Raw genomic sequence first — 12,639 nt, 5'->3', positions numbered from 1 at the left:
GGGCCTCAGTCCTCCGGCGCTTCAACGTAGCGCGACACCACCTCGACGACGGTCGCGACCAGTTCGGTTTCGGCGACGCTCGTCTGGGCGAAGCGCTCCTCGCGCCACGTCTTGTTGTCGGTCACACCTTCGGAGATCCGCTTGCCCTCGATCAGGTCCTTGATCTGGACCGTGCCGGTCTCACGTTCCGATGACCCCTGGATGACGACGCAGGGCGCGTTGCGGCGGTCGGCGTATTTCATCTGGGCCTTCATGCCCGAGCCGCCGAGGTAGACCTCGGCGCCGAGCTTGATGCCGGCCGCCTTGAGGCCGTCGCGCAGCTCCTTGGCGAAGCGCTGGTAGGCGGCCATCGCCGACGGGTCGCGGTCCATGGCGAGCACCACCACCGGGCCGAGCGGTTTGGCGGTCGCGCCTTCGCGCGCGGCGAGCGCCGAGACCAGCCGGGAGACGCCGACGGAGAAGCCGGTGGCCGGCATGTCCTCGCCGCGGAAGCGGCCGACGAGGCCGTCATAGCGGCCGCCGCCGCCGACCGAACCGAAGCGCATCGGGCGGCCGTCGTCGTCGGTGATCTCGAAGGTCAGCTCCGCCTCGAAGACGGGGCCGGTGTAGTATTCCAGGCCGCGGACGACGGACGGGTCGATCTTGATGCGGTCGGGGCCGTAGCCGGAAGCGGAAACAAGCGCCTGGATCTCGGCAAGCTCCCTGAGACCCGCCTTGCCGGTTTCGCTCTCGCCGAGCGTCGTCTTTTCCAGGTCGTCGAAGAACGTCGCGCCGAGGTCTCCGGTCGCGGCCTCGATGAAGGCCATGAACTTGTCGATGGTCGGCTCGTCGAGACCAGCGCCCTTGGTGAAGTCGCCGCTCTCGTCCATCCGGCCCTTGCCGAGAAGAAGGCGGACTTCTTCGAGGGGGAATTTGTCGAGTTTGTCGATGGCGCGCAGCACGCTCAGGCGTGTTCCGGCCTGCTCCGCTCCGCCGATGCCGGCCGCCTCCATCACGCCGTCGAGCACCTTGCGGTTGTTCACCCGGATGACGTAGTCGCCGCGCGGGATGCCGATGGCCTCCATGGTGTCGGCAGCCATCATGCAGATCTCCGCGTCGGCGGCGACCGACGGCGCGCCGACGGTGTCGGCATCGAACTGCATGAACTGGCGGAACCGGCCGGGGCCGGGCTTCTCGTTACGGAACACCCAGCCGGCGCGGTAGCTGCGGTAGGGCTTCACGATCCGCTCGTAGTTCTCCGCCACGTGGCGGGCAAGCGGCGCGGTCAGGTCGTAGCGGAGCGACAGCCACTCCTCGTCGTCGTCCTGGAAGGCGAACACGCCCTCGTTCGGCCGGTCCTGGTCGGGCAGGAACTTGCCCAGCGCATCGGCATACTCGATGAACGGCGTCTCGACGGGCTCGAAGCCGTAGCGCTCGTAGACATCGCGGATGACGCCCATGATCCGGTCGGCGGCCTTGATCTCGGCCGGGGTGCGATCGGCGAATCCGCGCGGCAGCCGCGCTTTCGGCAAGTTCTCTTTGGTCTCTCGGCTCATCGACGTGGGGCTTTAACGTTGGCTTGATGGGATTGGCCGCCGCCGCGCGGACGCGGCACCGATCACCGCCCGGTGAGTAGACGAAAGGCCGGTGCGGAACAAGGCGCAGGCGCGTCCTCGGCCGCACCGGCCTCGCCCACTTTATCCTGGATCAATGAACGGGCGTCGCCATGGGGTACAGGCTGGGGTCAACGACGACCAATCCTGCCGCAAGGGGATAGCCATGGCGACGATGATGAAAGCTGCCGTGTTCGTGGAGCCGGGCCGTATCGAGCTCGACGACAAGCCGATTCCGGACATCGGACCGAACGACGCCCTGATCCGCATCACGACGACGACGATCTGCGGCACCGACGTGCACATCCTGAAGGGCGAGTACCCCGTCGCGAAGGGCCTCACCATCGGCCACGAGCCGGTGGGCGTCATCGAGAAGCTCGGCTCCAGCGTGCTTGGCTACACCGAAGGCCAGCGGGTGATCGCCGGGGCGATCTGCCCATCGGGCTATTCCAACGCCTGCCTCGACGGCCTGTGCTCCCAGGACGGGCAGCACCACAAGCACGGGCTCAAGCCGCTCGGCGGCTGGCGCTTCGGCAACACCATCGACGGCACCCAGGCCGAGTACGTGCTGGTGCCGGATGCGATGGCGAACCTGTCGCCGGTGCCGGACGGGCTGACCGACGAGCAGGTGCTGATGTGCCCGGACATCATGTCGACGGGGTTCGCGGGGGCCGAGTCCGGCAAGATCAAGATCGGCGACACGGTGGTCGTGTTCGCCCAGGGGCCGATCGGCCTGTGCGCCACGGCGGGTGCCAAGCTGTGCGGCGCGACGACGATCATCGCGGTCGACAGCGTGCCGGAGCGGCTCGACATCGCCCGCCTGATGGGCGCCGATCACACGATCGATTTCCGCGCCACCGATCCCGTGGCGGAGATCATGCGGATCACCGACGGCCGCGGCGTTGACGTGGCGATCGAGGCGCTCGGGACCCAGGCGACGTTCGAGAACTGCCTGCGCGTGCTGAAGCCAGGCGGGACGCTCTCGAGCCTCGGCGTCTATTCGAGCGACCTCACCATTCCGCTCGACGCCTTCCATGCCGGCCTCGGCGACAACAAGATCGTCACCTCGCTCTGCCCGGGCGGCAAGGAGCGGATGCGGCGCCTGTTGGCGGTGGTGGGCTCGGGCCGCGTCGACCTGAAGCCGCTGGTGACCCATCGCTACAAGCTCGACGACATCGTCGCGGCCTACGATCTGTTCTCCCACCAGCGCGACGGCGTGCTGAAGGTGGCGATCACGCCGAACTAGTTTTTGCGCTCACGACAGTCGCGCTTCGCGCGACGTCTCCGCGGGGACGGCGCATAAGCGCCGGCGCGCGGTCGCGCGCTGGCTGGTGCTTTCTGACGAGCTTGGTGCTGTTGCAAACCGCGGTCAGCCCCATCCTCCGCTCATCCTCGCTCTCGCCGGATGAGTGGAGGATCGGGGGACTTGCCCGCTTCCTGCCGCCGACGAAGGCGGGATTGCTGGCTCAGCCCACACCCGGCGGCGAGCGGCGCAGCCAGGGGCGATGGCGGGGGACGGGCGCTTCGGCGCGGGTCGCCGGCTGGTAGTAGACCGGCACGTCCGGCACCCCGCCGTCCTCCAGCACCTGGCGCGCCGCCGGCTTGGTGACGGCAAAGGTGTCGAAGCCGCAGCGGGCCATCAGCGAGATCTGGTCGGCGAGCACGTTGCCGACCGCCCGCAGCTCGCCGCGATAGCCGTAGCGGTCGCGGGCAAGGCGGGCGGCCGAGTAGCCGCGCCCGTCGGTGTAGGCGGGGAAGTCGATGGCGACGACCTGGAAACGGTCGAGGTCGGCGGAGAGGTCCTCGATCCGGTCGGCCACGCCGATGACGATGCCGAGCGGATGGTTGCGGGCGATCAGGATGTCGCGATCGGCCAGCCAGCGCGCGGCCGGCACCAGCACGAAGCCCTCGTCTGGCACCGGGGCGTCGTCGTCGAGGCGTGTCCAGGCGTCGTCAACGAAGGCGCCGTTTCGGAAGATGTCGGCCATCGGTTCGTTCCCAAGGTTCGGCGTCACGCCGCGCGGCTCGGCCGCAGGTGGATGCCGCATTCGGTCTTGCCCTGGCCGCGCCAGCGGCCCGAGCGGGCGTCCTCGCCCTCGGCCACCCGCTCCGTGCACGGCATGCAGCCGATCGAGGGGAAGCCCTGGGCCACCAGCGAGTGGGCGGGCAGGCCGCGCGCCGCCACATAGGCGGCGAGGTCGTCGCGGTCCCACTCGGCGAGCGGGTTGATCTTCACGTGCACGCCGTCCCACTCGACGGGTGCAAGCTCCTGGCGGGTCGCCGCCTGGAAGCGCTTGCGGCCGGTGAGCCAGGCATCGAACGGGGCCAGCGCGCGCTCCAGCGGCCGCACCTTGCGGATCTCGCAGCAGCGGTCCGGGTCGCTCGCCCACAGGATGCCGTCCGGATCGTCGGTCGAGAGGTCGTCCCTCGCCGGCTCGATTGATCGGACGTCGGTGAGCCCCAGCACCTCGATCAGCCGGTCGCGGTAGCGCAGTGTCTCGGGGAAGTGCTTGCCGGTTTCAAGGAAGACCACCGGCACCGACCGGTCGACTTCGGCGGCGAGCGCCAAAAGCACCGCCGATTCCGCGCCGAACGACGACACCACGGCGGCCTCGCCGGCAACCTTGTCGACCAGCACGGACGATATCGTCGCCAGCGACCGCTGCAGCCGCACCGCGCGCTCGATGGCGGGCAGGCGGTGCACCGTGCCAGCGCTCGCGGCCGGCTCAGGCAGCGTGTCGGGCGGGGCCATAGAGCGCCTCCTTGAACGGCTGGTCGCCGAGCCGTCGATAGGCCGAAAGGAACGGCTCCGCCGGGCCGGTCCGCAGCGCCAGGTAGGTGTCGACGATGGTCTCCACCGCGTCGATCACGGCGTCCTCGGAGAAGCCGCGGCCGACGATGGCGCCGATCGCCGCGTCCTCGCCGGGCGCGCCGCCGAGGGTGATCTGGTAGAGTTCCTCGCCCTTCCGGTCGACGCCGAGAATGCCGATGTGGCCGACGTGGTGGTGGCCGCAGGCGTTGATGCAGCCCGAGATCTTGATGGAGAGCGGACCGATGTCGCGCTGCCGGGCGGCATCGCCGAAGCGCTCGGACAGGCGCTGGGAGACCGGGATCGAGCGGGCATTGGCGAGCGCGCAGTAATCCAGTCCCGGGCAGGCGATGATGTCGGTGACGAGGCCGGCGTTGGCCTCGGCGAGCCCGATCTCGATCAGCGCCGCATGAACCGCCGGCAGATCCCGCTTCGCCACGTGGGGCAGCACGAGGTTCTGCTCGTGGCTGACGCGGATCTCGTCGAACGAGTAGCGCGCGGCGATGTCGGCCACGGCCTCCATCTGCTCGGCCGTGGCATCGCCCGGAATGCCGCCGATCGGTTTCAGGGAGATGGTCACGGACGCGTAGCCGGCCTGCTTGTGGGCATGCACGTTGGTCTCGCGCCACGCGGCGAACAACGGATCTCTGGTTGCGGGCTCTTCCTCGCCAGCGACCGTCACGTCGAAGGTAGGCGGGGCGAAATAGGCCTCGATCGCGTCGACGGCATCCTGCGGCAGCGTCAGCGCGCCGCCCTGGATCGCCGCGAACTCTTCCTCGATGTCGCGACTGAGCTCTTCGATCCCGGTCTCATGGACGAGGATCTTGATGCGCGCCTTGTACTTGTTGTCGCGGCGTCCGTAGCGGTTGTAGGTGCGCAGCACCGCCTCGAGATAGGCGAGGAGGTCCTCCTCGGGCACGAAGTCTCGGGTCTTCTTGGCGATCATCGGGGTGCGGCCCTGGCCGCCGCCGACCCAGACCTCGAAGCCGAGCCGGCCGGCGTCGTCGCGCTTGATCTGCAGGCCGATGTCGTGGACGCGGATGGCGGCGCGGTCGCGCTCGGCGCCGGACACGGCGACCTTGAACTTGCGCGGCAGGAAGGTGAATTCCGGATGCAGCGACGACCACTGGCGGATGATCTCGGCATAGGGCCGGGGATCGGCATATTCGTCGGCGGCCGCACCTGCGAAATGATCGGCCGTCACGTTGCGGATGCAGTTCCCCGACGTCTGGATGGCGTGCATCTCGACTTCGGCCAGCCGATCGAGGATCGCCGGAATGTCGGCGAGCTTCGGCCAGTTGAACTGGATGTTCTGGCGGGTGGTGAAATGACCGTAGCCGCGGTCATAGTCGCGGGCGATCGCGGCGAGCATCCGCATCTGGGCGCCCGACAGCGTGCCGTAGGGGATCGCCACTCGCAGCATGTAGGCATGCAGCTGCAGGTAGACCCCGTTCATCAGCCGGAGCGGCTTGAACTCGTCCTCGGTCAGCTCGCCGGACAGGCGGCGCCGGACCTGGTCGCGGAACTGCTCGGTGCGCGACCGCACGAAGGCATGGTCGAATTCGTCGTAGCGGTACATGTCAATCAATCCTCGACTGTGCGCCTGGAAACCTTCAGGCGGCGGTGTCGATCTGAGTGCGGCGTTCGGCCTGCTTGCCGAGATCGAGGCGGACGGTGGGCCCCTTGGCGCGGATCGCCTCGCGCAGCCGGACCGGAACGAGACGGCCGTTCTCGCAGAGGACATCGATGGCGTAGGGCTCGACGATCTCGCGGTTCTCGACGGCCTTCGCCGCAAGGGTGAGCGCATGCTCGATAGCGTCGTCGTCGTCGAAGGCGGTCACCTCGTCGATCTGGTCCGCCCAGCGCAGGCTGCGGCCGAGGAAGACGACGATGCCGTCGTCGAGGCGGTTGGCGGTGACGATCTTCATCGCGGTCATCCTCAGGCGGCGGTGAGTTCGGGAACGGCGTCGAGTTGGCCGGCGCGGATCGTGCCGGCGTGGGCGACGGCCTCGCCGATGACGATCAGCACCGGGCCGTCGATGTCGGGGCGGCGCGACAGCCGCGGAAGGCTGTCGAGCGAGCCGATCAGCACCGTTTCGTCAGCCCGCGCGGCGTTCTCGATGACGGCGACGGGCGTGTGACCCGAGAGGCCGGCGGCCATCAGGCGGGTGGCGATCTTGCCGGCGACGGTGCGGCCCATGTAGACGGCGACGGTCGAGCCGGAGAGGGCGAGGTTGGCCCAGTCCGGAAGCACGGCGCCGGTCTGGTCGTGGCCGGTGGCGAACACCACGCTCGACGACACGCCGCGCAGGGTGAGGGGGATCTTCGCCGACGCCGCCGCGGCAAGCGCCGCGGTGATGCCGGGCACGATCTCGTAGGCAACGCCCGCGGCCTCGAGCGCTGCGATCTCTTCGCCGGCCCGCCCGAAGATCATCGGGTCGCCGCTCTTCAGCCGGACGACGCGCTCGCCGCGCGCCGCGCGCTCGACCAGGATCTCGTTGATCCGCTCCTGGGTAACCGAATGGGCGCCCTTGGCCTTGCCGACCGGCACCCGCTCGGCGTCGCGGCGGCCCATGGCCACCACGGCATCCGGCACAAGCTGGTCGTGGACGATCACGTCGGCCTCCTGGAGGACGCGCTGGGCGCGCAGCGTGAGCAGGTCCTCGGCACCCGGGCCGGCGCCCACCAGCGTCACGAAGCCCTCACCGGAACGACCGGGGCCGATCAGCCCATCGGCAACCCGCCGGGCGGCCTGTTCGCCGTCGGTGCGCAGGGTGTCGGCCACGCGGCCGGCGAAGAAGCGCTCCCAGTAGCGGCGGCGGTCGACGCCGTCGGAAAAGACCGAGGCGATCTTGCCGCGCAGGCTTTCGGCGACACGGGCGAGCGCGCCGGTCTCCTGGGGCAGCATGGCTTCGATCTTCGCGCGGATGTGTCGGGCGAGCACCGGACCCGTGCCGGTGGAGGTGATCGCGACGGCGACCGGCGCGCGGTTGACCAGCGCGCCGACATAGAAGTCGCAGATCTCGGGGCGGTCGACCGCATTGACCGGCACGCCGGCGGCGCGGGCCGCCCTGACGACGGCGCGGTCGTCGTCTTCCTCGCCGGAGGCGGCGAAGGCCAGGGCCGCGCCGGCCACGTCGCTCGGGTCGAAGTCCCGGGCAACCCATTCGGCGCCGGCGCGCGCAATCGCGGCCCTCGCCGCGGGCGACAGCGACGGCGCCACCACCACGAGGGCGGCGCTGGTTTCCGACAGGAGACGGACCTTCGCTGCGGCCTCGTCACCACCGCCGACGATCACCACCCGGCGGCCGTCGACCTGGTGAAAGGCCGGAAAGACCGCGAGCTTGCGGTCGGCGGTGAATGCGGATGCGGCGAGCATGGGTTCGCGCGGCTCCCGGACGGATCAGCCCATCGATCGGATAGGGCACGGTGACACTGTCCTCAGAGATACGCCTCCCGCGCTCCGATTGCGGGACATGGAATTCCAAATGAAATCGCCGGAAAAGAAAAGGAATCCGGTTGCCGGCCCAACCGCGCGCATCCAATCCGGCCGCGCGAAACGTGGCCGTGCCGCGCGCCTTTCCGGCTGCCGCGGGGCTTTCCCGGGGGAAGGCTGCCGTTTCGCGGAGCGCCCGCTCAGCCGGCGAACAGCTCCGGCTGCGAGAGCTTCAGCGCCTGAAGCAGCATCATCAGCTTGGCGTCGCGGATCTCACCGCGGGCGAGGGCACGGTCGAGCTCGGCGAGCGGGACCTCGATGACGTCGATGTCCTCGTCCTCGTCGATGCCGCCACCCGCCGACACGCGGTCGGCCTCGGTGTAGCTTGCCAGATAGAGGGTGATCGCCTCGGTGACCGTGCCGGGGCAGAGATAGACCCGGCCGATGCTCCGCATGTCACCCACGCGGATGCCGAGCTCCTCCTCGCCCTCGCGGCGGCAGGCGGCTTCCGGGTCGGGGTCTTCCGGGTCGATGATGCCGGCGCACGCTTCGATCAGAAACGGATCCGGATCGTCCGTGATCATGATCGGGACCCGGAGCTGGCGCACCACCACCGCGGTGCGCCGAGCCGCGTCCACCGGCAGCACGCCCACGGCGTGGCCGTGATCGTGGACCTCGCGCTCGAACTCGATCGGTTCATGCCCGTCGCGTTCGACCCGGATGCGCAACTGTTCCAGCCTTACGAAACCGTCATGCAAGCGCGTGGATCCGGTGACTGAGACGCGGCGTTCATTAGGAGGTGCGATCATCTCGGCCTTCTTCGAACAGGTGATCCCCGGACACAGGATCGTCACGGGCTCGGTTTATTGCAGTGCAATACGGACAACGGCGTGGCCGCCGTCGGATCCTCGAGTATCGCACTCGGTTGCCGTCCTATCGCGCACTCACGAGGCAGCACAATGTCACCGACATCCCTCGACCGGATTTTCAATCCCGCGGCGCTGTTCGACAGCGAACAGGATTCGTTCGGCGTCAACGCGCGCCTGGACGCCGTCCAGCGCTCCACCGCAGGCCACGTCGCCTGGCAGGGGCAGATGGCCAGGCTCCTGACGCTGCACGGCAGCGCGCTGACCTCGCGTCTGGACGACACGGTCAGGGCAAACCAGCAGGCGCTGGCGGACGTCGGTGCGAAGATGATTCCCTCGACGGCGGCGGAGGATGCCGCCGGCTACGGGGTCGATGCGATCCAGCGCTGGTTCCTCTATCTCGACACCCTGCGCGAGCGCGGCAACATCTTCCTGGCGCACGAAGCGGCGGGCCAGCCGCCGGTGCTGTATTTCCAGCACGAGACGGTGGTCGACGGCCGCATGCTGCCGCGCCCCGTCAACTATTCGCTCCTGAAGATCCTGGCACCCGAAGACGGGGCGATCGATCCCGCCAAGCGGCCGTTCGTCATCATCGATCCGCGCGCCGGACACGGCGCCGGCATCGGCGGCTTCAAGTCGGACAGCCAGGTGGGGGTGGCCATTGCGAACGGCCATCCGGTCTACTTCGTGGTCTTCCATCCGGAACCCGAGCCCGGCCAGACGCTCGGCGACGTGACCCACGCCGAGGCGGAGTTCCTGCGCCAGATCGCGATCCTGCATCCCGAAGCGCCGAAGCCGGTGGTCATCGGCAACTGTCAGGGCGGCTGGGCCGGCATGCTGCTCGCCGCCTCGAACCCCGACCTCACCGGGCCGCTGGTCATGAACGGTGCGCCGCTGTCCTACTGGTCGGGACGCAACGGCGTGAACCCGATGCGCTACATGGGCGGCCTGCAGGGCGGCGCGCTGCCTGCCCTGATCCTGTCGGATCTCGGCAACGGTAAGTTCGACGGCGCCAACCTCGTCCTCAACTTCGAATCGCTCAATCCGGCAAAGACCTGGTGGCGGAAATATTACGACCTCTACGACCAGGTCGACACCGAGCGCGAACGCTTCCTCGAGTTCGAGCGCTGGTGGTCGGGCTTCTTCTTCATGAACGAGGCCGAGATTCTCTGGATCCTCGACAACCTGTTCATCGGCAACAAGCTTGGCCGCGGCGAGGCGTCGTTCGTGCCGGGCGAGACGGTCGATCTCAGGCGCATCCGGCAGCCGATCGTCGTCTTCGCGTCGCGTGGCGACAACATCACCCCGCCGGAGCAGGCGCTGAACTGGATTTCGGATCTCTACCACGACGAGCAGGAGATCCGCGTGCGCGGCCAGCGCATCATCTACATGGTCCATGAAGACGTCGGCCATCTCGGCATCTTCGTTTCCGGCAAGGTGGCGCGCCGCGAGCATGCCCAGATCGCGTCGACCATCGAGATGATCGAGTCGCTGGCACCGGGTCTCTACGAGATGCAGATCGTCGACAAGGAGGGCGATGGGCCGACCGCGAAGTTCACCGTCGACTTCCAGTCCCGCACCATTGCCGACATCGCCACCCACGACGACGGGCGTGAGGACGAGGCGGAATTCGCCACCGTGGCCCGTCTGTCGACGCTGGCCGAGGAAGCCTACGACATGACGGCCCGGCCGTTCGTGAAGGCGATGGTGACGCCCGCCAGCGCGGACGCAATGTTCCGGGCCCACCCCCTGCGCCGCCGCCGCCGGCTGCTGTCGGACCGCAATCCGGCGATGGCTGCGGCCGAGCCGCTTGCCGAACTCTCCCGCAGCTACCGCCGGCCAATCGGCGCCGACAATCCATTCAAGGTGCTCGAGCGCGCCGTGGCCGACATGGTCGAGCGCAACTGGGATCTCTACCGGGACATGCGCGACGCCACATACGAGCTGACCTTCAACGCCATCTTCGGCGCGCCGTGGATGCACCGGCTCGGCGAGCGACGGCAGCTCGGGACGGCCGGCTCACCGGTGGCCTCGTTCCGGGATCTCCCGCAGGTGCAGACCGCACTCGACACGATCGATCGCGGTGGGTTCGCGGAAGCGGTCATCCGGATGATGATCCTGCTGGCTCATGCCCGCGGCTCGGTGCGCCGTTCGCGGCTCGAGCGGTCGAACGCGCTGCTGTCGCAGACCGAACCGTTCGCGTCGATGTCGGCGGAGGAGCGGGCCCAGATGATCCACGATCAGACCGTGATCATCGACTTCGAGCCCGATCGGGCCGTATCCGCCCTGCCGCTGCTGCTGCCGGATGCGGCGGAGCGGCGCCGGGCGTTCGACATCGTTGCCGAAGTGGCCGGGCCGCGCAGCGAGATGAACCTGCCGACCCAGACCATGATCGACCGGCTGGCCGGCGTGCTGTCGATCGCCGCGTCCGAGGCGTCCGTCGCCTGATGCGCGGTGCGAAGTGAGGGCTGGCGCGGGTCCGCGTCCCTGATCGACGAACCAGATGGCGCCGCCTCGCAACGGAACGTTGAGCCGGCGCCGCACTTGCCGCATCATCCGAAACCATGAACCAGGCTTCCGTCTTGAACGATCTGCTGCAAATCATCAGTGACCGCGGACGGGCGCTCGTCGACTGGCGCCGTCAGCCCCGGCGCACCAGCGGCCGTGCCCTGGGCGAACTCGCGGACCTCTTGCTGTCGGTTCCGGGAGAAGCCTCGGGCGTGGTGCGGGCCCGCGACCTGCTCGACGGCTACAAGGGGCTCGACTACGCCGGAAAGACGTCGTTCTTCCGGTTGCTGGTGGAGAGGTACGGAGCCGATCGGGAGGCCCTGGCCGAAGCCGCCGGCAGGTTTCTCGAGGATCCCAGCGAGCAGAATGCCAAGGCCGTTCAGCGCCGGGCGGAGCCAAGGCGTCTGGAGCTTTTCCGGCGGCTGAACTTCGCGCCTGGAGGGACGGCGGATCTCGTGTCCATGCGGGTCGATCTCCTCGCCCGGCTCAAGGACCATCCGGATTTCTGGACCCTGGACGACGATTTCAAGACGCTGTTCCAGTCCTGGTTCAATCGCGGCTTTCTGATCCTGCGGCGCATCGACTGGCAGACCTCTGCCGCGGTTCTGGAAAAGATCATCAAGTACGAGGCGGTCCACGCCATCCACGGCTGGGACGATCTGCGCAGCCGGATCGACCTGCCGGACCGGCGGCTCTATGCGTTCTTCCACCCGCGGCTGGGCGACGATCCGCTGATCTTCGTCGAGGTGGCCCTCACCACCGAAATCCCGGCGGCGATCCAGCCGATCCTGGAGATGGATCGCCAGATCATTGCGCCCCAGGGTGCCAACACGGCCGTCTTCTATTCCATCTCGAACTGCCAGAAGGGCCTGCAGGGGATCTCGTTCGGCAACTTCCTCATCAAGCAGGTCGTCGAGGACCTGCAGCGCGAGCTCCGCGAGCTGAAGACGTTCGTCACCCTGTCCCCGGTACCCGATTTCGCCCAGTGGCTGGATCGCGAGCGCCGCCTCGACGAGTCTCCCCTGATTCCCACCGAGATGCGGGCCGCACTGGACCGGCTGGACGCCGAGGGCTGGTGGCGCGACGAAGCCGCCTGCGAGGAGCTTGCCAGGGTGCTGCCCCCGCTGGCGGCGTGGTACCTCACCCGGGCTCGCGATGCGCGCAACCGCGTGCTCGATCCGGTGGCGCGGTTCCATCTCGGCAATGGCGCCCGTCTCGAACGGGTGAATTTTGCCGCGGACCTGTCGCCCAAGGGGCTGGAATCCGCGTACGGGGTGATGGTCAACTATCTCTACCGGCTCTCCGACATCGAGAAGAACCACGAGAGTTTCGTGAACGAGCGGACCGTCGCCGCGGCATCCTCGGTCAGCAAGCTCGCCCGCACGCTGCCCCAGCCGAAGGCGCTGGCCACCACCTGACCCGCCCGGA

At 68.6% G+C, this 12,639-nt stretch carries 10 protein-coding genes; 3 read left to right on the top strand and 7 right to left on the bottom strand.

The window, feature by feature from the left end; genetic code table 11:
- Positions 1 to 5 precede the first annotated feature (5 nt).
- Complete coding sequence (gene hisS, locus ACSSVZ_RS03485) at positions 6 to 1,535, bottom strand: histidine--tRNA ligase (protein ID WP_453968326.1); 1,530 nt, start codon at positions 1,533 to 1,535, stop codon at positions 6 to 8.
- Between the two features lie 223 nt (positions 1,536 to 1,758).
- Between hisS and ACSSVZ_RS03480 the strand changes: the two genes are divergently transcribed.
- On the top strand, positions 1,759 to 2,838 hold the full coding sequence (locus ACSSVZ_RS03480; protein WP_453968325.1) for an NAD(P)-dependent alcohol dehydrogenase: 1,080 nt from the start codon (positions 1,759 to 1,761) through the stop codon (positions 2,836 to 2,838).
- A gap of 220 nt (positions 2,839 to 3,058) precedes the next feature.
- Here ACSSVZ_RS03480 and ACSSVZ_RS03475 read toward each other — a convergent pair whose 3' ends face one another.
- The 6 genes from ACSSVZ_RS03475 to ACSSVZ_RS03450 form a co-directional block, all read right to left on the bottom strand.
- Positions 3,059 to 3,580 carry a DUF934 domain-containing protein gene (locus ACSSVZ_RS03475; RefSeq protein ID WP_453968324.1) on the bottom strand — a complete coding sequence of 174 codons (522 nt, stop codon included), beginning with the start codon at positions 3,578 to 3,580 and terminating at the stop codon, positions 3,059 to 3,061.
- A gap of 23 nt (positions 3,581 to 3,603) precedes the next feature.
- Positions 3,604 to 4,344, bottom strand: a complete 741-nt coding sequence (locus ACSSVZ_RS03470) for a phosphoadenylyl-sulfate reductase (protein ID WP_453968323.1) — start codon at positions 4,342 to 4,344, stop codon at positions 3,604 to 3,606.
- Complete coding sequence (locus ACSSVZ_RS03465; protein ID WP_453968321.1) at positions 4,319 to 5,980, bottom strand: nitrite/sulfite reductase; 1,662 nt, start codon at positions 5,978 to 5,980, stop codon at positions 4,319 to 4,321. Before ACSSVZ_RS03465 ends, ACSSVZ_RS03470 begins: the two co-directional genes overlap by 26 nt.
- A gap of 34 nt (positions 5,981 to 6,014) precedes the next feature.
- Positions 6,015 to 6,329, bottom strand: a complete 315-nt coding sequence (locus tag ACSSVZ_RS03460; protein ID WP_453968320.1) for a DUF2849 domain-containing protein — start codon at positions 6,327 to 6,329, stop codon at positions 6,015 to 6,017.
- 11 nt (positions 6,330 to 6,340) lie between these two features.
- Positions 6,341 to 7,780, bottom strand: coding sequence for a siroheme synthase CysG (gene cysG, locus ACSSVZ_RS03455; protein ID WP_453968319.1), 1,440 nt, complete (start codon positions 7,778 to 7,780; stop codon positions 6,341 to 6,343).
- A 257-nt stretch (positions 7,781 to 8,037) separates the two neighbouring features.
- A complete protein-coding gene (locus tag ACSSVZ_RS03450; protein ID WP_453968318.1) occupies positions 8,038 to 8,595 on the bottom strand; it encodes an NUDIX domain-containing protein in 558 nt (185 codons plus the stop codon).
- Positions 8,596 to 8,796: 201 nt separating this feature from the next.
- Between ACSSVZ_RS03450 and ACSSVZ_RS03445 the strand changes: the two genes are divergently transcribed.
- Positions 8,797 to 11,151, top strand: coding sequence for a DUF3141 domain-containing protein (locus tag ACSSVZ_RS03445; RefSeq protein WP_453968317.1), 2,355 nt, complete (start codon positions 8,797 to 8,799; stop codon positions 11,149 to 11,151).
- 116 nt (positions 11,152 to 11,267) lie between these two features.
- Positions 11,268 to 12,629 carry a malonyl-CoA decarboxylase gene (locus ACSSVZ_RS03440; RefSeq protein WP_453968316.1) on the top strand — a complete coding sequence of 454 codons (1,362 nt, stop codon included), beginning with the start codon at positions 11,268 to 11,270 and terminating at the stop codon, positions 12,627 to 12,629.
- Positions 12,630 to 12,639: the final 10 nt, after the last annotated feature.

Source organism: Amorphus sp. MBR-141, from assembly GCF_053628695.1.
This window is presented reverse-complemented; position numbering and strand designations above follow the sequence as displayed.

What these genes read in the sequence shown, in the direction of transcription:
- hisS (WP_453968326.1), bottom strand. Translation starts at nt 1,535, where the DNA reads ATGAGCCGAGAGACCAAAGAGAACTTGCCGAAAGCGCGGCTGCCGCGC.
- ACSSVZ_RS03480 (WP_453968325.1), top strand. Translation starts at nt 1,759, where the DNA reads ATGGCGACGATGATGAAAGCTGCCGTGTTCGTGGAGCCGGGCCGTATC.
- ACSSVZ_RS03475 (WP_453968324.1), bottom strand. Translation starts at nt 3,580, where the DNA reads ATGGCCGACATCTTCCGAAACGGCGCCTTCGTTGACGACGCCTGGACA.
- ACSSVZ_RS03470 (WP_453968323.1), bottom strand. Translation starts at nt 4,344, where the DNA reads ATGGCCCCGCCCGACACGCTGCCTGAGCCGGCCGCGAGCGCTGGCACG.
- ACSSVZ_RS03465 (WP_453968321.1), bottom strand. Translation starts at nt 5,980, where the DNA reads ATGTACCGCTACGACGAATTCGACCATGCCTTCGTGCGGTCGCGCACC.
- ACSSVZ_RS03460 (WP_453968320.1), bottom strand. Translation starts at nt 6,329, where the DNA reads ATGAAGATCGTCACCGCCAACCGCCTCGACGACGGCATCGTCGTCTTC.
- cysG (WP_453968319.1), bottom strand. Translation starts at nt 7,780, where the DNA reads ATGCTCGCCGCATCCGCATTCACCGCCGACCGCAAGCTCGCGGTCTTT.
- ACSSVZ_RS03445 (WP_453968317.1), top strand. Translation starts at nt 8,797, where the DNA reads ATGTCACCGACATCCCTCGACCGGATTTTCAATCCCGCGGCGCTGTTC.
- ACSSVZ_RS03440 (WP_453968316.1), top strand. Translation starts at nt 11,268, where the DNA reads ATGAACCAGGCTTCCGTCTTGAACGATCTGCTGCAAATCATCAGTGAC.